The following is a 19,124-nucleotide window of genomic DNA, read 5'->3' as shown; positions in this document are numbered from 1 at the left end:
GTGACGTCAGTTGGCCCACGGCGGCACGATGCGGGTGCCGTCGGCCAGCCGTGCCTCCAGGCCGACGGAGGTGGTGACCCAGGAGTACGCGGTCCGGTCGGTCGGGTTCTCGACGGTCAGGGTGGCGCCGGGGTTGATGATCACCGTGTCGCCCGCGGCGATCCGCTCGGTGTGGCCGTCGAGGGTGATCAGCAGCTCGCCGTCGAGCAGATGGAAGATCTCCTCCCGGCTGACCGTGTGCGCGGGCGCCTTGAGGCCGGGCGGGATCTCACCGCGCCAGGCGCAGAGCTCCTTGCTGCCGCTGCCCGGGGTGGCGTACGAGACGAAACGGGCGCCGTGGATCTCGTGGACGACGGCTTCGGACGATCGGACGATGGGCACGATGCCTCCAAGTGGTCAAGTAGCTTGACTATATAGTCAAGCTACTTGACCGTCACGTCAAGGGTGTTTCAATGCATGCGTGCAGAACTCCGAGGCCATGGCCCTGTCCGCCGCCCTGCTCGCCGTCGCCGGCGGGCTCACGCAACGCATCCACGAGGGCGTGCTCGCCCGCGGTTTCGAAGGGGTGCGACCCGCGCACGGCTTCGCCTTCGCCCGGCTCGCCCCGGACGGCGCCACGGTCACCGACCTCGCCGCCCACCTCGGGGTGACCAAGCAGGCCGCGAGCCAGCTCGTCGACGAGATGGTGCGCAAGGGATACGCCGAGCGGCGGCCGCACCCCGAGGACGCGCGGGCGCGGCTGGTCGTGCTGACCGAGCGGGGGTGGGCCTGCACCCGGGCCGCGGAGGAGGCGGCCGCGGAAGCCGTGCGGGAGTGGGGAGCCCTGCTGGGGGAGCGGGAAGTGCGCTCGCTGGGTCGGCAGTTGCTGCGCATCGCGCCGCACGGGCCCATCCGGCCTGCCTGGTGAAGGCGTGTCGGCCGGAGTCTCGCGCGCCGGTTACCACCGCGAGTTTTTACTGACGCGTAACTTCCCAGTTTGACTACTCGCCCGTAACTTGACGAGTGAACAGCATCCTCGTGATCCGGATCACAGGGCCCCGTGCCGTCGCATCCCCCTTGAGCCGCAAGGAGATCACCCGATGCTGCCCTGGAAGCGAGTGCTCAGACCCCTGTCCGCGCTGCTGCTGACCGCCGCCGCCCTCACCGTCCCCGCCGCCACCGCCCAGGCCGCCGGCGCCCCGAGCTCCGGCTGGAACGACTACTCCTGCAAGCCGTCCGCCGCCCACCCCCGCCCCGTCGTCCTCGTCCACGGCACCCTCGGGAACTCCGTCGACAACTGGCTGGGCCTCGCCCCCTACCTGAAGGTCCGCGGCTACTGCGTCTTCTCCCTCGACTACGGCCAGTTGGAGGGCGTCCCCTTCTTCCACGGCCTCGGACCCGCCGAGAAGTCCGCCGGGCAGCTGAAGGACTTCGTCGACAAGGTGCTCGCCGCGACCGGAGCCGCCGAGACCGACGTCGTCGGGCACTCTCAGGGCGGCATGATGCCCCGCTACTACCTGAAGTTCCTCGGCGGAGCCGCCAAGGTGAACGCCCTGGTCGGCATCGCGCCCAGCAACCACGGCACCGACCTGAACGGATTCACCGAGCTGCTGCCCTACTTCCCGGGCGCGGCGGACCTGCTGTCGAAGAACACCCCCGCCCTCGCCGACCAGGTCACCGGCTCCGCCTTCCTCACCAAGCTCAACGCGGGCGGCGACACCGTGCCCGGCGTGCGGTACACCGTCATCGCCACCCAGTACGACGAGGTGGTCACGCCGTGGCGCAGCCAGTACCTGAACGGGCCGGACGTGCGCAACGTCCTGCTCCAGGACCTGTGCTCCGTCGACCTGTCCGAGCACGTGGCCGTCGGGCTGCTGGACCGGGTCGTCTTCCACGAGGTGGCCAACGCCCTCGATCCGGGGCGTGCCACGCCCACCACCTGCCTTTCGGCCTTCGAATGACACGTGTCACCCGTTGACGTGTCGCCCGTTGACACGTGCCAGGGAAACGTTTCGGGGCCTGTCCGGCCTGAGCCGCCGGACAGGCCCCGGGTCGTGGGGCGGTGAGGTCAGCGGCCCTGTCGGCCGCCGCTCACCGTCCGGCGCCTGGCCGAGAGGAACAGCGCCGAGGCGCCCAGGGCCAGCGCCGCCGCGCCGCCGATCGCGACGTACGGGGTGGTGCTGTCACCGCCGGTCTCGGCGAGGTTCTCCGTGGCACCGGCCGCCTCGGGCCGGTTGGGCGCGGGCGCGGCGGCCTTCGGCCGGTTCGGGGTGCTCTCCTTCGGAGCCGCGGCCGGCTCCGCCGAGGTGCTGGGGTCGTTGTCGCCGTGCCCGTGGTGCTCGACGGTCGACTTGGCGTTGCCGTCCTTGATCTGCTTCTCGCTGGGAGCGGAGGCGGACGGGGCCGGAGCGGCGCCGCCTGCCGCACTGCCGGCGCCGCCTGTCGCGCCGCCACCGCCACCGAAGCTGACGTCCGAGCAGGAGTAGAACGCCTCCGGGCTGTCCGACCGCTGCCAGACCGCGTACAGCAGGTGCTTGCCGGAGCGCTGGGGCAGGGTGCCGGAGAAGGTGTAGAAACCGCCGGCGGCGGCCGGGTCGGTGGACGTCGCGACCGGCTTCGCGAGATCCAGGTCCTTCCAGGCGAGCGGCTTGGCCGGGTTGTAGCCGGGCTTGGTGATGTAGACCTTGAAGGTGCCCTTGTGAGGGGCCGTCACGCGGTACTTGAAGGTGTGCGAGCCGCTGCGGACGCCGGTCGCGGGCCAGTCGGCGCGGGGGAGGTCGAGCCCCTTGAACTCCGCGTTGTTCGCGCTGCAGAGCTTGCCGTCCGGTATGAGCTGCTGGTGCCGACCGCCCGCGTCGCCGATGCGGATGCCGTTCCAGTCGTAGAGGGCCTGGGTGCCGCCCGCCGCGACCGCCGCCTTGCACGCGGCCGACTTCGGGCTCTCGGGGCCCTCGGCGTAGCACTGCGAGACCCGGCTGACCGGGTCGCCCATCGAACCGTGCGCGGCGGCCGGGGCGGCGGTCAGCGCGGTCAGGGCGAGCGGGAGGCTGCCGAGGGCTGCGACGGTGGCCACCTGGCGACGTGCGGGCATGCGGGAACTCCTCGAACGGTTCATGGGACAGGTCCGGGCCCGGGTGGGCCGGATCCCGTGGGGTGATCCGAAGCTAGCCCGTGAGAACCGTGAAATCGCCTGCTGAGGGCGGGTGGAGGAGATCCTTATGGCCCGCTTAAGGGAGTGTTCGGACTGGCATCAGGTAGGTACCGTCGCGGCATGGCAGACGAGGACATCCGGCCGGCCGGGGCCGCCGACGTACCGGTCGTCGCGGACGTGATCGACGCGGCCTTCCGCCCCTACATCGCGCGCATCGGGCGGGTTCCGCAGCCCATGGAGGAGGACCACGCGGCGAACGTGGCCGCGGGCAAGGTGTTCGTGACGGGCGATCCCGTGACCGGGCTCGTCGTGGTCGAGGCGTTCGCGGACCATCTCTTCCTCGACATCATCGCCGTCCACCCCTCCGCGCACGGCGGGGGAGTGGGGCGGCGGCTGCTGCGGTTCGTGGACGCACACGCGCGTGCGCTCGGGCTGCCCGAGGTCAGGCTCTACACGAACGCGCTGATGTGGGAGAACCAGAAGATCTATCCGAGATACGGCTACGAACTGGTGGAGCGTCGGATGGACGGGCCCTACGACCGCGTCCACTACCGCAAGCGGCTGCTCTGAGGCGTGCGTCTCATGATCGGTACCGGCCGTTCAGGCGTCCGGCCACCAGGTGCGGGCGATGTCCTTGCGGACCTCCGGGCGCCCCGCGGGGCACTCGTCGGCCTCTTCACGGATCCGGCGGAGATCCGTCTTCTTCAGGGGCTTCTGCACGGTCACACGGCGCATGGCTGCCTCCTTAAGGGGCTACCGGGTTCCGCGTTCTCACGGGGGTAGACCTTTCGGGGGAGAGTTACTCATCGCTCCTGGTCTGTCAGTGGCGGCAGTCACGATTCGAGTGTCAGTGGCGGGTGTCACTCTTGGGCCCATGACCAACGTGGACTGGGACTCCGAGGCCGCCTCCTTCGACGAGGAGCCGGACCACGGCCTACGTGACCCCGAGGTGCGCCGCGCCTGGGCCGGACGGCTGCGCGGCTGGCTGCCCGGGCGGGCGGGAGACGTCCTCGATCTCGGCTGCGGCACCGGCAGCCTGTCACTCCTCGCGTCCGAGCAGGGTCACCGGGTGACGGGCGTGGACCTCTCCCCGGCCATGGTGGCGCTCGCCCGGGAGAAGCTCGCCGGGCGCGACGCGGTGTTCCTCGTGGGGAACGCCGCCTCACCGCCGGTCGGGGAGCAGCGCTTCGACACCGTGCTCGTCCGGCACGTCCTGTGGGCCCTGCCCGACCCCGGCCGCGCCCTGAGGCACTGGCGCGGGCTGCTGCGGCCGGGCGGGCGGCTCGTGCTGGTCGAGGGCGTGTGGGGCGGCATCGAGCCGGTCGGCATACCCGCCGAGCGGCTCACCGCACTGCTCGACCCGATCGCCGGACCGGTGCGTGTGGAGCGGCTCTCGGACGACCCGCTGCTGTGGGGCGGGGAGGTGACGGACGAGCGGTACGCGGTGGTCGCCGAGATCCGCCCGTCAGGCCAGGAGCGCGGTGAACCCGCCGCTGCGGGCCAGTGACTCCAGTTCGTCGAGCGCGGCCAGGGCGGCCCGCGCCGCCTCCGGATCCGACGCGCCGAGACCGCTCTCGGCGAACTCGTCCTCGTCCAGGCGCCGCACGTCCGTGCCGTCCGCGGAGCGCCACAGGTCCAGGTCGAGATCCTCCACGACCAGCTCCGGGCCGGAGCGCCGCGCGGGGCGGGTGACGTCGCAGTACCAGCCCTTCAGCGCGCCCGCGGCGGAGCGGACCTCCTTCACCGCGTACCAGCGGTCGCGCCAGTAGTACTCCGTGAAGACGTCCCCGGGCTCGAAGCGCACGAACCCGAAGTCGCGGACGCCGGAGCCCGCCCAGGGTGCGCGGACCGCCACACGCGTCCCGTCGTCCGCCAGCAGCTCACCGGTGTAACGAATCTTGGTACGGCCCGCCTTGACGAGCACGACCTCCAGCCGCGCGGGCAGGTCAGCCGAGTTCGCGGACATAGCGCACCTCCTTCGCGCAGATCTCGTAGCCGAACCACTTGTTGATGGCGATCATCGGCTCGTTGCCGGTGTCGTTGCCGGTGAACGCCTGCGTGCATCCCGCCGCGCGGGCGCGGTGCAGGGAGTCGTTCTTGGCGAGCTTCGCCAGGCCCCGGCCGCGGAACTCCCGGGCGGTGCCGGTCATGGCCGTGGCATAGCGGGACGCGCCGTCGGTGTACGCCACGCTGAACGCGGCGGGCCGGCCGCCGACGACCGCGACCGTGGTCAGATCGCGGTTCAGGAGCGGGTGCTTCCAGTGCTCCTCGAGCCAGGCCTCGTAGTCGGTGAACTCGACGTCGATGTCGCTCGGTTCGTCCGTCGACGTCGCCGCGTCCAGTTCGAACATCGGGCGCGGGTCGTCCGCGAAGTCGGCGGCCGTGCGCAGCTCGACGCCGGAGGGGACGTCCGCTCGGGGCGGCAGCGTGCCCGTCGCCAGGTCCAGGCGCAGGAACCAGGCGGAACGGCTGGCCCGGAAGCCGTGCCGCTCGGCGAAGGCGCGGTTGTCCGGCTCGTCCAGCACCCAGGCGAACAGCTTCGTGACGCCCAGGCGCCCCAGGCGCTCCTCGGCGGTGCGCAGCAGGAGCGAACCGGCGCCGCGGTTCCTGCGGTCGGGGCGCACATAGATGTTGGCCGAGCCCTGGCCCGGTTCGGGACTGTCGTGGGCGACGCTGACCTGGGCGGTGCCGATGATCTCACCGTCCTCCTCGGCGACGAGCTGCCCGAAGTGGGCGTCGGGGTGGACGTGCGTCAGGGTGTGCACCACGGACTCGGGTGTGGAGAGCATGTACGGCAAGGCGAGGCGGCGGGTGTCGGAGAACCCCTCGGCATCGGCTCGGACGTCGGGGCGCAGGTCGCGCACGATCACGGTCATGGAGGCGCACGCTACGCGTGGAGCCGACCGGGGTGCCTCTCATTTTCCGCCGGGTGCGCGACAATCGGCCTGTGACCTTGAAGATCGACATCGACGACAGTGCCCCGCCCTACGAGCAGGTGCGGGCGCGGATCTCCGAGCAGGCGCGGTCGGGTGCCCTGCCGGTGGGCTACCGCCTGCCGACCGTGCGAGGGCTGGCCGAGTCGCTGGGCCTCGCCGCGAACACGGTCGCCAAGGCGTACCGGGCGCTGGAGGCGGACGGGGTGATCGAGACGCGGGGCCGCAACGGCACGTTCGTGGCCGCCGCCGGCTCGGCGGCCGACCGCGAGCTGGCCTCGGCCGCGCAGGCCTATGCGGAGCGCGCCAGGAGGCTCGGGCTCACGGAGGCCGATGCGCTGGCGGCGGTACGCGATGCCCTGCGGGCGGCTTACGGGGAGTAGGGCGTCGGGCTTGCTGCTCGGGTTCGGTTGTCGTCCGGGTACGGGCCGGTGGGGCTTGTTCGCGCAGTTCCCCGCGCCCCTAGAGGGCGTCGCCCTAGGGGCGCGGGGAACTGCGCGACCGGCCACAACGGCGCCGCAGTCGGCGTACGGCCTTCCGCGGCGGAGAAGATCGGTTCAGCCGGCCCGCGTCAGACGGCCCGGCGTCCGCGTGATGTCCAGCCCCGCAGACCTCCCCGCCCGTGCGAACGCCATCGCGTCCTCCACCGCCGCGCCGCCCGGGTCGTTGTTGAAGTACGCGTGGACGTCCTCGCCGCCGGACCACGTCGTGGCGATGCGGTCGAGCCAGGTGGCCAGCGAGCGGCGGCCGTAGCGGGGCCAGGGGTGGGCGCGGCCCTGGTGGAAGCGGACGTAGCCCCAGTCGGTGGTGCGCCACAAGGGGGTCGCCGGGCGGGCCAGGATGTCGGCCCAGCACAGGGCGGCGCGCCGGGACTCCAGGACGCGGCGGACCTCCGGTGTCCACCAGGAGTCGTGGCGCGGCTCGACCGCGACCCGCGTCGAGGCCGGGAAGCAGGCCAGGCACGCGTCCAGCAGGCCCGGGTCGGCGCGCAGGGTGGGCGGCAGCTGGAGCAGGACCGGGCCGAGCCGGTCGCCGAGACCCGCCGCGTGGCTCATCAGGCGGCGCACCGGCTCCTCAGGGTCCTTGAGCCGCTTGATGTGGGTCAGATAGCGGCTGGCCTTGACCGCCACGACGAAATCCCCGGGCACCCGCCCCCGCCAGTCCTCGAACGTCTCGCGCGCGGGCAGCCGGTAGAAGGCGTTGTTGATCTCGACGGTGGCGAAGTGCCGCGTGTACTCCTCCAGCCAGAGCCGCACCGGCAGCCCGGACGGGTACAGGACGTCCCGCCAGTCCTTGTACTGCCATCCGGACGTGCCGACGAACAGGGTCATACACCCATCAAAACACCGGTGGGTGTGGACCTCCTACAGATACAGGCCCGCGTCGACGCCCCCGCGCGGCTCCGGCAGGGACGTCGGGGACGTGCCCCGGCGCAGCGCGTAGAGCTCCGCCAGCGTCGCGCCCTCGCGGCCGACGCCCTCCTCCTGGCCCAGCCAGGTCACCGCCTCGCGGCGGGTCAGCGGACCGACCTCGATCCGGGCGAGGCAGCGGCCCGGGCGGACCACGGCCGGGTGCAGGCGCTCGAGGTCCTCGTTGGTCGTGACGCCGACCAGGACGTTGCGGCCCTGGCCGAGCAGGCCGTCCGTCAGGTTCAGCAGCCTCGACAGGGCCTGGCCCGCCGTGTGCTTGGCCTCGCCGCGGATCAGCTCGTCGCAGTCCTCCAGGAGCAGCAGCCGCCAGCGGCCCTTGCCCGTGGCGTCCTCCTCGCCGATGGCGATGTCCATGAGGTAGCCGACGTCGGAGAAGAGCCGCTCGGGGTCCAGGACGCAGTCCACCTGGCACCAGTCGCGCCAGGACCGGGCCAGCGTCCGCAGCGCCGAGGTCTTGCCGGTGCCCGGCGGGCCGTGCAGCAGCAGGAGCCGGCCCGCGATGTCCTCGGGGGTCGTCTTCATCAGACGGTCCATGGCGTCCGCCACCGGCGCGGTGTAGTTGGACCGGACCTCGTCCCAGGTGCCCGCCGCGATCTGACGGGTGGTGCGGTGCGGGCCCCGGCGTGGGGAGACGTACCAGAAGCCCATCGTGACGTTCTCCGGCTGCGGTTCGGGCTCGTCCGCCGCGCCGTCCGTGGCCTGGTCGAGGATCTTCTTCGCGAGGTCCTCGCCGGTCGCCGTCACCGTGACGTCGGCGCCACGGTTCCAGCGGGAGACCAGCAGCGTCCAGCCGTCGCCCTCGGCGAGCGTCGCGCTGCGGTCGTCGTCCCGGGCGACGCGCAGCACCCGGGCGCCGGGCGGCAGCAGCGTCGCACCGGACCGCACGCGGTCGATGTTCACCGCGTGGGAGTACGGCTGCTCGCCCGTCGCGAAGCGGCCGAGGAACAGCGCGTCGACGACGTCGGACGGGGAGTCGGAGTCGTCGACGTTGAGCCGGATCGGCAGCGCCTCGTGCGGGTTTCCAGACATGCCCGCCATGATCCGGCACGGGGACGCCGCGTGCACCCGGTTTCCAGGTGCACGCGGCATGTCGCCCCCGTGCAGGTCAGCCCACGGAGCGGGAGACCAGCCGGCGAGCCTGCCGAACCCTGCGGACGACGGCGTACCCCTTGGTCAGGACACGGTCCCCGGCGAACGTACGGGCGATCGCACGGCCCTCGACGACCCGCTCGAACTCCTCGATCTCCGTGCTGCGGCGCACCGTCACCCGCCGCAGCGCGTACGGCCCCTGCGCGCGCCGCGCGAGGCCGTTGCCGACGGCGAGGGCCTGGGCGTAGCCCGTCTCGCGCACCGCCTGCCGGACCCGGCGGCTGGAGTAGCCGTAGGGGTAGGCGAACGAGGCCGGGACGGTGCCCAGTTGGTCCGAGACGATCTCCTTGCAGTGGATCAGCTCGAACCGCAGGGTGGCGTCGGAGACCTGGTCGAGCTGCGGGTGGCTGTGGCTGTGCCCGCCGATCTCGACGCCCGCCGCCGCGAGTTCGCGCACCTGGTCCCAGTCCAGCATGGTGTCCAGGCCGCCGCCGGTGTCGTACGGCCCCCGGAGCCACCCGGTCGAGACGAACAGGGTGGCCGGGAAGCCGTGCTTGGCGAGCGCGGGGAGGGCGTGCCGGTGCACGCCCTCGTAGCCGTCGTCGAAGGTGATGAGGACGGGCCGCTCGGGCAGCGCGCGGCCGGAGCGCCAGCACGCCGCCAGTCCGGCCGTGGTGACCGGCGTGAGACCCCGGTCGGCGAGCACCGCCATCTGCTCGGCGAACGCCTCCGGGGTCACCGACAGGGCGCGGGTCGCCTCGTTCGGGTCGGTCGCCACCGCGTGGTACATGAGGATCGGTACGCGTGCGTCGGCGTCACTCACGGGCCGCCACCTCCACCTCGGGTACCCGGAACGTGGTCCCGCCCCGGCGCGCCCGGACGCTGCCGACGACGTAACCGCCCGCCGCCGTCAGCACCCCGGCCACGATCGCCCCCGCCCGGCCCGCCCCGCCCGGCCGGGCCAGCAGGGCGTCCCGCAGACCGCGGGCCACCCCGGCCGGCAGGACCCGGGTGGCGTACCGGCGCTCCGACTCCAGGCCCTTCTCGGCGCCGACGCTGCGCGCCACCAGCGCCTTGGACAGGCCCTCGGCGTAGGTGCGGGTGCGGAAGTAGCGGAAGTGCTCACGGATCTCGGGCACCCGGTGGTGGATCACCGCCCGGTCGTCGATCAGCAGCACCGCGTCGGGCCGGGCCCGGCTGAGGCGGATGCACAGTTCCGTCTCCTCGCAGCCCAGCGGGCGTTTGTCGCCGTCCCGGCCGATGCCGGTGGCGAAGCCGCCCGCCGCGTCGAAGGCGCTGCGGCGGAACGAGGCGTTGCCGCCGAGCACGTTGCGCACCCGCACCCGGCCGCGCGGCAGGCCCCGGTACGTGCAGCCCACCACCCAGTCGAACTCCTCCGGGAACCAGTCCGGCCGCCGCCCCGACGCCCAGACCGGCATCGTGCGCCCGCCCACCGCCATCACCCGGTCGTCGGTGTACGCCTCGGCGAAGTGCCGCAGCCAGTCGCGCTCGGCCACGGCGTCGTCGTCGAGGAAGGCCACGATCTCGCCGCGGGCCGCGGCGATGCCGGTGTTGCGGCCGGCGGACAGGCCGCGGGGGCCCGCGTTGGCGAGCACCCGCACCACGGCGTCGTCGGAGGACTCCTTGTACTCCTTGGCCAGCCGCTCCCGGAGCGTCTCGTTGTGATCGACGACCAGCAGCGTCTCCAGGGCCGGACGTGACTGCGCGTGGACCGAGGAGACCGCGGCGAGGATGTCCTCCCAGCGGTCCTCGGTGTACGCGCAGATCACGACGGAGATGCCGGGACTGCTCAAGACACCTCTCCCCGCATCGCGTCCAGCATCGGAGACTGGGGCGAACGGCGGCGCAGCGCACGGCGGTTGGAGCGCTCCTGAAGGATCACCCGGAGCACGCGCAGTCCGTCCCGCACGGCCCGCAGATTGCTGACGCCGTGGATGCGGAGGTACTCGTGGCTCGGGATCTCCTGCACCTTCAGCCCGGCCTTGACGACGCGGATGTTCATCAGGGTCTCGACCTCGAAGCCGGTGCAGTCGAGGTCGATCTTGTCGAGGCAGTGCCGCCAGAACGCGTTGTAGCCGTAGCAGAGGTCGGTGTAGCGGGCGCCGAACTTGCGGTTGACGACCGTGCACAGCGCCCAGTTGCCGAGCTTGCGGATGAAGGTCATGTCGTCGGTGCCGCCGCCGTTGGCGAAGCGGGAGCCCTTGGCGAAGTCCGCGCCGGAGACCAGGGCGGAGACGTAACTGAGGATCTCGCCCCCGTCCGCCGATCCGTCCGCGTCGACCATCACGATGATGTCGCCGGTGCAGGCCTGGAACCCGGTGATCAGGGCGTCGCCCTTGCCCTTGCCGCGCTGCTCGACGACCTTCACCTCGGGCCACAGCTCGCGGGCCACCTGGACGGTGTTGTCGGTGGAGTTGCCGTCGACCAGGACCACTTCGTGTATCCAGTCGGGCAGGGACTTGAAGACGTACGGAAGGTTCTCCGCCTCGTTCATGGCCGGGATGACCACGCTCACCGGCGGCGCGATGGCCAGGTGTGAGGAGACGGGCCGGTACTTCCCGGCGACCGGCGGATGCTGCTCCGCGGCGGCCGGCTGCAGAACTGAGCTCATGAGTCTGGTCCCTCTCGTCCGGTGGACCGCCCCCCCAGGGCAGTCCGGATCCAATCCGGTTCGAAAGGGGGGTTCTCACTCGAGGCACGCCGACATGGAACTTCGGGCACGCCGGGTGAGCTGGCAAAGCTGGCCGGCCGCGAAAACGGCAGCCGACCGCGCGGCACGGCCCGGTCACCACGTGCGGTCACCGAGCACGGCACCCCCCTACCGCGCCCCGCGCCGGTTCGTCGCGGTCCTTGAGCCCTCCCCTAGAGCCGCGTACTGACGGACCGATGCGGGTGAGATGTATGACGGTATTGACGATTGAACCCGTATGGCAAGACCTGGAACGGCCGCTCACGTTTTTGTTGGTTTGGCCGTTGCGTCAGACGCCTTGTGCGACGCAAGTTGCACGTTCCCGTCCCATAAACATGCGTTCCCCGGAGGCGATCAGGGCCTCCGGGGAACACGTGTTCAGGTGCCGGTGCGAACGTCGGTCACTGCACGATCTGCAGCAGCCGGTTCGGCGAGCCGGAACCCGCGCTGGTGACCTTGCCGGTGACGGCGCCGTTCACCAGGGCCGTGGCGACCTGGGCCGGGGTGGACGAGGTGTGACCGGCCAGGTAGACCGCCGCCGCGCCCGCGACGTGCGGGGTCGCCATCGAGGTGCCGGAGATGGTGTTGGTCGCGGTGTCGCTGGTGTGCCAGCCGGCCGTGATGGAGGAGCCGGGCGCGAAGATGTCCAGGGCGGAGCCGTAGTTGGAGTAGCTCGCCTTGGCGTCGGTGCTGGTGGTGGCGCCGACCGTGATGGCCTCGGCGACCCGGGCGGGGGAGGACGAGGAGGCGGTGGTGCTGCTGTTGCCCGCGGCGACGGCGTACGTGACACCGCTGGCTATGGAGTTGCGGACGGCCGTGTCCAGGGTGGCGGAGGCGCCGCCGCCGAGCGACATGTTGGCGACCGAGGGGCCGGAGTGGTTCTGCGTGACCCAGTCGATGCCCGCGATCACACCGGCCGTGGTGCCGGAGCCGCTGTTGTTCAGCACCCGCACCCCCACGATCTTCGCCTTCTTGGCGACACCGTAGGTCGTGCCCGCGATCGTGGTGGCCACATGGGTGCCGTGGCCGTTGCCGTCGGAGGCGTTGTTGTCGCCGTCGACCGCGTCGTAGCCGTGTGAGGCACGGCCGCTGATCTGCTGGTGGGTGATGCGCACACCGGTGTCGATCACATAGACCGTCACACCGCTGCCCGCGCTGTCCGGGTAGGTGTAGGTGCCGGACAGCGGGAGCGAGGCCTGGTCGACGCGGTCCAGGCCCCAGGGGGCGTTCGTCTGGGTGGCGGCGAGCGTGACGCGCTGGTTCTGCTCGACGGAGGCCACCGCCGGGTCGGCGGCGAGCTGCCTGGCCTCGGCGGCGGAGAGGGTGGCGGAGTAGCCGTTCAGTGCCTTGCCGAACGTCTTGTCGACCGCCCCGCCGTACTCCTTCACCAGACCCTTGCCCGCGGCCGAGGACGCCTTCAGGCCCGCGCTCTTCTTGAGCGTGACGAGGTAGCTGTCCTTGATCGCGGTCGGGGCGTCCGCGGCGAGCACCCGGCCCTCGGCGGGTGCGGCCTGGGCGGGAAGCGTGGTGAGCCCGCCCACGAGGGCGGCGGTCGCCAGCGAGGTGAGGGCGGCGAACCCGAGTCTCTTGCTGCGCAGTTGTGCCATTACGAGGGAGTCCTCCTCTAGGCGGCGCGCGCCTGGGTGGGGCGCGCGTCATGTGGGGGATGTGCGCGTGCTCGCGCACACGGGCCGGGGAGCGTCGCGTTCCGCTCCCGGCCGGAGTAAAGCGTCAGCCAACTACCGGCGTAGAACAAGAGAGTTGAGAATCCGTCAATAAATTTGTCATGTCCGCGCAACAGGGGAGGTGGATGCGTAACACAACCCGTCGTGAACAGGCCACGTGAAGCCGGGAAGAGCCGAAAAGGCTTGGCATGGACACTTCCTGTCAACACGCGTAGCTGCTACGACGGTTATGGCAGAGATCCTGCTAAAGGGAGGTTCCATGAGACGTTCCCGACTTGTCGTCCTCGTGAGCTCGCTCCTCCTCGCCGTCGGCACCGCCCTCACCGGGGCAGCGACGGCGCAGGCGTCCTCACTCGCTGCAACTGGCGGCTATGTGGCGCTCGGTGACTCCTATTCCTCGGGAGTCGGAGCCGGCAGCTACATCAGTTCCAGCGGCGACTGCAAGCGCAGCACCAAGGCCTACCCCTACCTCTGGGCCGCCGCCCACTCACCCTCGACCTTCGACTTCACCGCCTGCTCGGGCGCCCGAACGGGTGATGTTCTGGCGAATCAGCTCACCCCGCTCAGCGCCTCCACCGCCCTCGTCTCGATCAGCGTCGGCGGCAACGACGCCGGATTCGCCGACGTCATGACGACCTGCGTGACCCAGTCCGACAGCTCCTGCGTCTCCCGCATCAACACCGCCCGCGCGTACGTCGACTCCACGCTGCCCGGCAACCTCGACGGCGTGTACTCGGCCATCCGCTCCAAGGCCCCCGCCGCCCGGGTCGTCGTCCTCGGCTACCCCCGCTTCTACAAGCTCGGCGCCACCTGCCTCGGTCTGTCCGAGACCAAGCGCAAGGCCATCAACGACGCCTCCGACCACCTCAACACCGCCATCGCCAAGCGCGCAGCGAACCACGGCTTCGCCTTCGGCGACGTACGCACCACCTTCACCGGCCACGAGATCTGCTCCGGCGACTCCTGGCTGCACAGCGTCAGCTGGCTGAACATCGGCGAGTCGTACCACCCGAAGGCACCCGGCCAGTCGGGCGGCTATCTGCCCGTGCTCAACAGCAACGACTGACCGCTCAGCCGGAGTCCGAATCCGGATTCGACTCCGGATCCGAGCCCGAGTCCGGGTCCGTGCCGGAGGGAGAAGGGGAGGCCCCGCCCGTCGGGGTCTCCGTCTCGCACGTCACCGAGAACGGCACCGACTCGGACGTCGTCCGCACCGGCTCGCGCACCTCCACGCTGATCTCGTTCTCGAACGTCCCGCTCTCCGCCTCGGTCGTCACCCGCACCGTGTCCCGCTTCGAACGGCCGCCGCCCTCCGCGAACGACAGCGTCTTCCAGCCCCCGTCGAGGACCTGGCCGTCCTGGGTCACCCAGCGGTAGCTCACCTCGGCCGGCAGCCGGCCCACCGTGAGCGTCGCCGTGAACTCGGGCGCCTGGGCGTTCGGCGGCGGACACGGGCCCGCATAATCCGTACGCCTGCCCTGAAGGGCGACCCGCACCGACTGCGGCGGCGGACTGCTCTCCTTCGACTCGCTCGGGGTCGGCGACGGGCTGGACTTCTCCTTCCCGGTGCTGCGCGGCGGGCTCTTGATCGCCGTGGGCGTACCGTCCCCGGCGCCCTGGTCGTTGCCGTCCGAACCGTCCCCGTTGTTCAGCAGCGCGTACGTCAGCCCGCCCACCGTGAGCGCCAGCGCGATCACACCCGCGACCAGCACCCGCCCGGTCCTGCGCTCCCCGTCCCGGCCGGTGGCCCTCGTGGTCGCGGTCGACCCGGACGACGCCGGACGGCCCGGGAACGGCATCGGGGGCGTGGGAGCGGGCTCGGGGTGGCCCACGACCGTCGGCGGGAACGGAACCGCCCGCGTGGTGTCCGCACGAGGCGAACCCCCTGCGGCGACGATCCGCAGATCCTCCTCGGCCCGCTCGGGCGGCAGCCGCTGCTCCGGATCCTTGCGCAGCAGCCCCTCGATCACCGGGGCGAGCGGCCCCGCCCGGTACGGCGGCGGCAACTCCTCGTCGACGATCGCCCGCAACGTGCTCAGCGGGGTGTCGTGGCGGAAGGGGGAGTGGCCCTCGACCGCCGCGTACAGCAGCACCCCGAGCGACCACAGGTCCGACTCCGGGCCCGGCGTACGGCCCAGCGCCCGCTCCGGGGCGAGGAACTCGGGCGAGCCGATGACCTCCCCGGTCATGGTCAGCGCCGAGCTGCCCTCGACCATGGCGATGCCGAAGTCGGTGAGCACGATCCGGCCGTCGTTCGAGATCAGCACGTTGGCCGGCTTCACGTCGCGGTGCAGTACCCCGGCCTCGTGCGCGGACCGCAGCGCGGCAAGCACCTCGGCGCCGATGTGCGCGGCGCGCTGCGGTGCCATCGGGCCCTCGGCGTCGAGGACCTCGGCCAGGGAGAGGCCGCGGACCAGTTCCATGACGATCCACGGCCGGCCGTCGTCCGTGGCCACGTCGTACACGGTCACCACGTTGCGGTTGGCGACCCGGGCCGCCGCCCACGCCTCCCGCTCCAGTCGCGCGTACATCCGCTGCACGTCGTCGCCCGCCAGGCCGGACGGGGCGCGCACCTCCTTGACGGCGACCTCGCGGTGCAGCACCTCGTCGCGGGCGCGCCACACCGTTCCCATGCCGCCCTCGCCCAGCGGTGCCAGGAGCCGGTAGCGGCCCGCGATCACACGCTCATGGCCCGGTTCTTCGAACACGGCGCCCCCATTCGCAGCCGGGCGAAATCTTCATGGGGTGTGTCTTCCCCATGAGGTCGGTTTTCCTCACGACGTCCGCTTTTCTCCTGACACCCGATGTCTCACGAACGTAACTCAGCCGAGTGCGGATGCCGCCCCCTTGAACACCAGTCCGGCGCCGAGAACCACCACGGCGAAGGCCGAACCGAGCGGTGCGGTGCGGCGCACCAGGGCCGCCATCGGGCCCCCCGTCCAGCGGGGGCGCCGGTCCAGGAGCCGGGTCATGCCGCTGCCCGCCTTGACGACGGCGTACCCGGCGGCCGTGAGGGTGAGCGCCAGTCCGACGCCGTACGCGACGACGAGGAGCAGACCGAACCAGGCCTGCCCGAGGGCGGCGGCGCCGACCAGCACCACCACGGCGGACGGGCTGGGCACGAGGCCGCCCGCGAAGCCCATGAGGATCGTGCCGCGCAGGGTGGGGGCGATGGCGTGGCTGTGGGTGGAACCGCCGTGGGTGTGCTCGACCGTGTGGGGGTGGGAGTGGGGGTGGCTGTGATCGTGCGGGTGGTCGTGGCTGTGCTTGTGGTCGTGGTCGTGCTTGCCGTGATGGCCGTGGTCGTGGGTGTGGCCGTCGTGGTCGTGGGTGTGGCTTCCGTGGCCGTGAGGGTGGCCGTGCTGATGACCGTGCGGGTGGTGGGTGTGCGCGCGGTTGCGCAGGGCGCGGCGGACCAGGCTCGCGCCCGCCAGCGTCACCAGGAGGCCGCTGGCGACGCCGAGCCAGGCGATCACCGAGGGCGCCGCCGCCGAGCCGGCCGTGACCAGCAGGCCCAGGGCGACCACGCCCAGGGTGTGCGTGATGGTCACCGAGGCGGCCATGGGCAGGACGTCCTTCATCCTCGCCTGGCCGCCCCGGGCGGCCGCCGTCGCGGCCATGATGGTCTTGCCGTGGCCGGGGGCGAGCGCGTGCATCGCACCCAGGACGACGGCGATGAGCAGGGCCAGCGCGGCGAAGCCGGCGGTGAGGTCCTGCCGGGCCACCAGGTCGTCCAGGGCGCGCGTCCAGCGGTCCGCGCCGCGCGGGAGCACGGAGGCCGCGGGGGCGTCCGACTCCTCCTCGGCCAGGGCGGCGCCGCCGGGGCGCACCCGCAGGGCGGCCGATGCGGTGTCGGCCGGGGAGGACAGCAACTCCTCCGGGTAGCTGGTCAGCTCGTCCGATATCGACTTCTCCGGCACGTCCGAGGCCGCGAGCGTCATACGGTCGCCCCGCGCCGTGATCTCCCGCCAGCCCGGGCCGGTCGAGGCACCCGCGCCGCGGAAGCCGAGGGACAGGGTCTTCTCGCCCGACGGGAGCGGCGCGGTCAGCTCGCACTCCACACGGAGGGTGTCGAGCCCCGCCTGCCCGGGCCGCACGCGCGCGTGGCTGCGCTCGGCGGTGAGGGCGACCGCGCGTCCGTCGACGGTCGCGCGGCTGTCCTCGGCGGCCGTGGCGCACCGCTCGCGGGCCCACATGGCGATGCCCAGCCTCTCGATGTCCGGCCCGGCCTGGGTCGCCGGGATCTCGGCGAGGTCCTCGACGTGATGGACGCGCAGCTCGCCGGGGGCCGCGACCAGGCCGTCGTAGCGGTTGACGGTGAAGTTGCCCAGCGGGTGGGCGCTCGCCGTGGCGGCGGGCAGCAGGGTGAGCGCGCAGGCGGCCGTGAGGACGGCGGCGCCGGACGCGAACAGCCGGCGCAGGGTCACCGGTTCCCCTCCAGGTCCTTGAGTGCGGTACGGGCCTCACGTGCGCCGAGCGGCGAGAAGCCGGGGTTCAGGTCCAGCGCGGCCTTCAGGTGCGTGCGGGCCTCGCGCTTGTCGCCGGTGGCGCGCTCGATGACGCCGCGGTGGTAGAGGAAGACGGCGTTGCGGTAGCCGGTGGCGGTCGCCCGGCGGGCGTACGGCAGGGCCTCCTCGTCCCGGCCGTTGACGTGCAGGGCCCAGGCGAGGGCGTCCGCGGTGTGCACGCTGTGGCGGCGGTCCCACTCGGCGCGGGCGGCGCGCAGGGCCTCCTTCTCGTCGCCGTGGTCGGCGGCGGCCAGGGCCGTCTCGAGGTCGGTGTTGGCGCCGCCGGCGCGGGCGAGGGCCGTCCAGGCGTCGACGAGGGCGTACTGGTCGCCGGCCTTCGCCCGGTCGCCGTCGGCGCCGCGGTCCTCGTACAGCTCGCCGAGGGCGACGAGCGGGCCGGGGAGCGGGAACCGGCCGACGACCTGCTCCAGCCCCCGCACGGCCGCCGTCCGCTCCCCGCTCGCGGCCTGGGCGCGGGCGCGGCCCTCCAGGGCGGGCAGGTACGCGTCGTCGGCGGCGAGGGCACGGGCGTAGTGGTCGAGGGCCGTCTTGTACTCGCCCTGGTTCCAGTCGAGTTGGCCGAGGGCGGTGGCGACGTACGCGACGTCGGCCGGCGCGTGCGCCGAGCTCAGGGCGCGCTCCAGCACCTCACGCGCCGTGCGGACGTCGCCGCGCAGCTCGCGCACGTACGCGTACCGCGTGAAGACGGGGATCCCGGGGCGCCTGTCGTCGGCGGTGTCGGCGGCCTTCGCGGCGTCGTCGTACCGGCCGAGTTCGACGAGGGCGTCGATACGGGTGCACAGGGCGCGTTCGTTGTAGGGGTTCTGCTTCAGGGCCCGGTCGGCGTGGGTCAGGGCGCCGGGGAAGTCGTGCCGCGCGGCGGCGAGGGCGGCCTGCCCCGCCAGGGCCTGGTCGTTGCCGGGCTCCAGCCCGAGGGACCGCTTCAGGGCGCGCTGCGCCTGCGGATACCGGGAGGGGTCGCCCTTCGTGCGGGCCTGCTCGACGTAGGCGATCCCGAGGGTGGCCCAGCTGCCGAAGTCCTTGGGCTGGGCCCGGAGATGCTTCTGCAGGGAGGCGATTCCCGCGTCGAGATCCCCCCGGGCGAGATCGCCGGGCGACAACGCCCCGGCCGCCGAGACGGCGTCGACCCCGGCCCCGCGGTCCTGCCCACCCCCGGCCGCGATGGCCCCACCGGTCACCGCGACCGCCAGCAGCACGGCACACCCCGCCAGATGCAGAGCCCGCCACCGCCGCCCCCCGTCGGCGGCCCGCCGCACCGCGACGACCCGCTGACCGGAGTCGGCCTCGGCCTTGTCCCCTTTCTCTTCCTTGCCCTCGGCCTCGACGTCGGCCTTGCCCTCGGCCTCGACGTCGGCCTTGCCCTCGGCCTCGACGTCGGCCTTGCCCTCGGCCTCGCCTTCGCCGGCCGGAGGAGGGGTGCGCGCGTCGTCACCGGCGCAGGGCTCCGGGGCCGTCGACGGCGCGTGGTCGTCGTCGGGCCTCTCCGGTGTGCTGTCGGTCGTACGCGGAGGCATGACCTCTCCTCGATCGGATGTGCTGGTGGGGGAGTGGAGTCGGCGGCGCGGCCCGCGCCGTGGGGGACGGGGAACGGGCCGCGCCGGTTCGTGAGTGCGGAGCG

Annotated in this window: 20 protein-coding genes; 6 read left to right on the top strand and 14 right to left on the bottom strand. The window is 72.4% G+C overall.

Annotated elements, in window-relative coordinates:
• Positions 1-6 precede the first annotated feature (6 nt).
• Positions 7-381: a cupin domain-containing protein gene (locus IE153_RS11275; RefSeq protein ID WP_189589574.1), complete on the bottom strand. Its 375-nt coding sequence runs from the start codon at positions 379-381 to the stop codon at positions 7-9.
• A gap of 79 nt (positions 382-460) precedes the next feature.
• On the opposite strand from IE153_RS11275, the gene IE153_RS11270 reads away from it, so the two are divergent.
• Both IE153_RS11270 and IE153_RS11265 read left to right on the top strand, forming a co-directional pair.
• Positions 461-907 (top strand): MarR family winged helix-turn-helix transcriptional regulator, encoded by a 447-nt coding sequence (locus IE153_RS11270; RefSeq protein WP_189589573.1) that lies wholly within the window; start codon positions 461-463, stop codon positions 905-907.
• A 172-nt stretch (positions 908-1,079) separates the two neighbouring features.
• A complete protein-coding gene (locus tag IE153_RS11265) occupies positions 1,080-1,940 on the top strand; it encodes an esterase/lipase family protein (protein WP_189589572.1) in 861 nt (286 codons plus the stop codon).
• A 107-nt stretch (positions 1,941-2,047) separates the two neighbouring features.
• Here the strand turns inward: IE153_RS11265 and IE153_RS11260 are convergent, their stop codons facing one another.
• A complete protein-coding gene (locus IE153_RS11260; RefSeq protein WP_189589571.1) occupies positions 2,048-3,070 on the bottom strand; it encodes a lytic polysaccharide monooxygenase auxiliary activity family 9 protein in 1,023 nt (340 codons plus the stop codon).
• A gap of 180 nt (positions 3,071-3,250) precedes the next feature.
• Between IE153_RS11260 and IE153_RS11255 the strand changes: the two genes are divergently transcribed.
• Positions 3,251-3,700, top strand: coding sequence for a GNAT family N-acetyltransferase (locus tag IE153_RS11255; protein ID WP_189589570.1), 450 nt, complete (start codon positions 3,251-3,253; stop codon positions 3,698-3,700).
• A 30-nt stretch (positions 3,701-3,730) separates the two neighbouring features.
• On the opposite strand, the gene IE153_RS42340 is transcribed toward IE153_RS11255, so the two are convergent.
• Entirely contained in the window at positions 3,731-3,865 is a 135-nt protein-coding gene (locus tag IE153_RS42340; RefSeq protein WP_268251758.1) for a hypothetical protein, read from the bottom strand.
• A gap of 139 nt (positions 3,866-4,004) precedes the next feature.
• On the opposite strand from IE153_RS42340, the gene IE153_RS11250 reads away from it, so the two are divergent.
• Positions 4,005-4,637, top strand: coding sequence for a class I SAM-dependent methyltransferase (locus IE153_RS11250; RefSeq protein WP_189589569.1), 633 nt, complete (start codon positions 4,005-4,007; stop codon positions 4,635-4,637).
• Here IE153_RS11250 and IE153_RS11245 read toward each other — a convergent pair.
• Both IE153_RS11245 and IE153_RS11240 read right to left on the bottom strand, forming a co-directional pair.
• A complete protein-coding gene (locus tag IE153_RS11245) occupies positions 4,596-5,096 on the bottom strand; it encodes a ribonuclease FAU-1 family protein (protein WP_189589568.1) in 501 nt (166 codons plus the stop codon). The two genes, IE153_RS11250 and IE153_RS11245, sit on opposite strands and share 42 nt — an antisense overlap.
• The gene (locus IE153_RS11240) at positions 5,077-6,006 is read right to left on the bottom strand and encodes a GNAT family N-acetyltransferase (RefSeq protein ID WP_189589567.1); all 930 of its coding nucleotides are present in this window, start codon (positions 6,004-6,006) and stop codon (positions 5,077-5,079) included. The genes IE153_RS11245 and IE153_RS11240 overlap by 20 nt, the downstream gene beginning before the upstream one ends.
• 71 nt (positions 6,007-6,077) lie before the next feature.
• Here IE153_RS11240 and IE153_RS11235 point away from each other — a divergent pair, with 71 nt between their 5' ends.
• The gene (locus tag IE153_RS11235; protein WP_031109570.1) at positions 6,078-6,446 is read left to right on the top strand and encodes a GntR family transcriptional regulator; all 369 of its coding nucleotides are present in this window, start codon (positions 6,078-6,080) and stop codon (positions 6,444-6,446) included.
• Between the two features lie 174 nt (positions 6,447-6,620).
• Here IE153_RS11235 and IE153_RS11230 read toward each other — a convergent pair whose 3' ends face one another.
• The 6 genes from IE153_RS11230 to IE153_RS11205 form a co-directional block, all read right to left on the bottom strand.
• Positions 6,621-7,394 carry a DUF72 domain-containing protein gene (locus IE153_RS11230; RefSeq protein WP_189589566.1) on the bottom strand — a complete coding sequence of 258 codons (774 nt, stop codon included), beginning with the start codon at positions 7,392-7,394 and terminating at the stop codon, positions 6,621-6,623.
• A 33-nt stretch (positions 7,395-7,427) separates the two neighbouring features.
• Complete coding sequence (locus IE153_RS11225; protein WP_189589565.1) at positions 7,428-8,522, bottom strand: DUF5925 domain-containing protein; 1,095 nt, start codon at positions 8,520-8,522, stop codon at positions 7,428-7,430.
• Between the two features lie 76 nt (positions 8,523-8,598).
• A complete protein-coding gene (locus IE153_RS11220) occupies positions 8,599-9,372 on the bottom strand; it encodes a polysaccharide deacetylase family protein (protein WP_189589637.1) in 774 nt (257 codons plus the stop codon).
• Between the two features lie 25 nt (positions 9,373-9,397).
• A complete protein-coding gene (locus tag IE153_RS11215; RefSeq protein WP_189589564.1) occupies positions 9,398-10,396 on the bottom strand; it encodes a glycosyltransferase family 2 protein in 999 nt (332 codons plus the stop codon).
• Complete coding sequence (locus tag IE153_RS11210) at positions 10,393-11,214, bottom strand: glycosyltransferase family 2 protein (protein WP_185009508.1); 822 nt, start codon at positions 11,212-11,214, stop codon at positions 10,393-10,395. Before IE153_RS11210 ends, IE153_RS11215 begins: the two co-directional genes overlap by 4 nt.
• 479 nt (positions 11,215-11,693) lie before the next feature.
• Entirely contained in the window at positions 11,694-12,899 is a 1,206-nt protein-coding gene (locus tag IE153_RS11205; RefSeq protein ID WP_189589563.1) for a S8 family peptidase, read from the bottom strand.
• Positions 12,900-13,236: 337 nt separating this feature from the next.
• Between IE153_RS11205 and IE153_RS11200 the strand changes: the two genes are divergently transcribed.
• Positions 13,237-14,043, top strand: coding sequence for an SGNH/GDSL hydrolase family protein (locus IE153_RS11200; RefSeq protein WP_189589562.1), 807 nt, complete (start codon positions 13,237-13,239; stop codon positions 14,041-14,043).
• 4 nt (positions 14,044-14,047) lie between these two features.
• Here IE153_RS11200 and IE153_RS11195 read toward each other — a convergent pair whose 3' ends face one another.
• The 3 genes from IE153_RS11195 to IE153_RS11185 all read right to left on the bottom strand — a co-directional run bounded on the left by IE153_RS11195 (position 14,048) and on the right by IE153_RS11185 (position 19,020).
• Entirely contained in the window at positions 14,048-15,685 is a 1,638-nt protein-coding gene (locus tag IE153_RS11195) for a serine/threonine-protein kinase (protein ID WP_229828965.1), read from the bottom strand.
• 114 nt (positions 15,686-15,799) lie between these two features.
• The gene (locus IE153_RS11190; protein ID WP_189589561.1) at positions 15,800-17,404 is read right to left on the bottom strand and encodes a HoxN/HupN/NixA family nickel/cobalt transporter; all 1,605 of its coding nucleotides are present in this window, start codon (positions 17,402-17,404) and stop codon (positions 15,800-15,802) included.
• Complete coding sequence (locus tag IE153_RS11185; RefSeq protein ID WP_189589560.1) at positions 17,401-19,020, bottom strand: tetratricopeptide repeat protein; 1,620 nt, start codon at positions 19,018-19,020, stop codon at positions 17,401-17,403. Before IE153_RS11185 ends, IE153_RS11190 begins: the two co-directional genes overlap by 4 nt.
• Between the last annotated feature and the right edge of the window lie 104 nt (positions 19,021-19,124).

The sequence above is a fragment of the Streptomyces massasporeus genome (assembly GCF_014648995.1).
GTDB lineage: Bacteria > Actinomycetota > Actinomycetes > Streptomycetales > Streptomycetaceae > Streptomyces > Streptomyces massasporeus.
Note: the sequence above shows the minus strand (reverse complement) of the source record. Positions and strands in the feature narration are given on the sequence as shown.

Coding starts and splice junctions, on each gene's coding strand:
- IE153_RS11255 (WP_189589570.1), top strand. CDS start 3,251: ATGGCAGACGAGGACATCCGGCCGGCCGGGGCCGCCGACGTACCGGTC.
- IE153_RS11200 (WP_189589562.1), top strand. CDS start 13,237: ATGAGACGTTCCCGACTTGTCGTCCTCGTGAGCTCGCTCCTCCTCGCC.
- IE153_RS11245 (WP_189589568.1), bottom strand. CDS start 5,096: ATGTCCGCGAACTCGGCTGACCTGCCCGCGCGGCTGGAGGTCGTGCTC.
- IE153_RS11205 (WP_189589563.1), bottom strand. CDS start 12,899: ATGGCACAACTGCGCAGCAAGAGACTCGGGTTCGCCGCCCTCACCTCG.
- IE153_RS11185 (WP_189589560.1), bottom strand. CDS start 19,020: ATGCCTCCGCGTACGACCGACAGCACACCGGAGAGGCCCGACGACGAC.
- IE153_RS42340 (WP_268251758.1), bottom strand. CDS start 3,865: ATGCGCCGTGTGACCGTGCAGAAGCCCCTGAAGAAGACGGATCTCCGC.
- IE153_RS11230 (WP_189589566.1), bottom strand. CDS start 7,394: ATGACCCTGTTCGTCGGCACGTCCGGATGGCAGTACAAGGACTGGCGG.
- IE153_RS11220 (WP_189589637.1), bottom strand. CDS start 9,372: ATGTACCACGCGGTGGCGACCGACCCGAACGAGGCGACCCGCGCCCTG.
- IE153_RS11250 (WP_189589569.1), top strand. CDS start 4,005: ATGACCAACGTGGACTGGGACTCCGAGGCCGCCTCCTTCGACGAGGAG.
- IE153_RS11210 (WP_185009508.1), bottom strand. CDS start 11,214: ATGAGCTCAGTTCTGCAGCCGGCCGCCGCGGAGCAGCATCCGCCGGTC.
- IE153_RS11260 (WP_189589571.1), bottom strand. CDS start 3,070: ATGCCCGCACGTCGCCAGGTGGCCACCGTCGCAGCCCTCGGCAGCCTC.
- IE153_RS11225 (WP_189589565.1), bottom strand. CDS start 8,522: ATGTCTGGAAACCCGCACGAGGCGCTGCCGATCCGGCTCAACGTCGAC.
- IE153_RS11240 (WP_189589567.1), bottom strand. CDS start 6,006: ATGACCGTGATCGTGCGCGACCTGCGCCCCGACGTCCGAGCCGATGCC.
- IE153_RS11265 (WP_189589572.1), top strand. CDS start 1,080: ATGCTGCCCTGGAAGCGAGTGCTCAGACCCCTGTCCGCGCTGCTGCTG.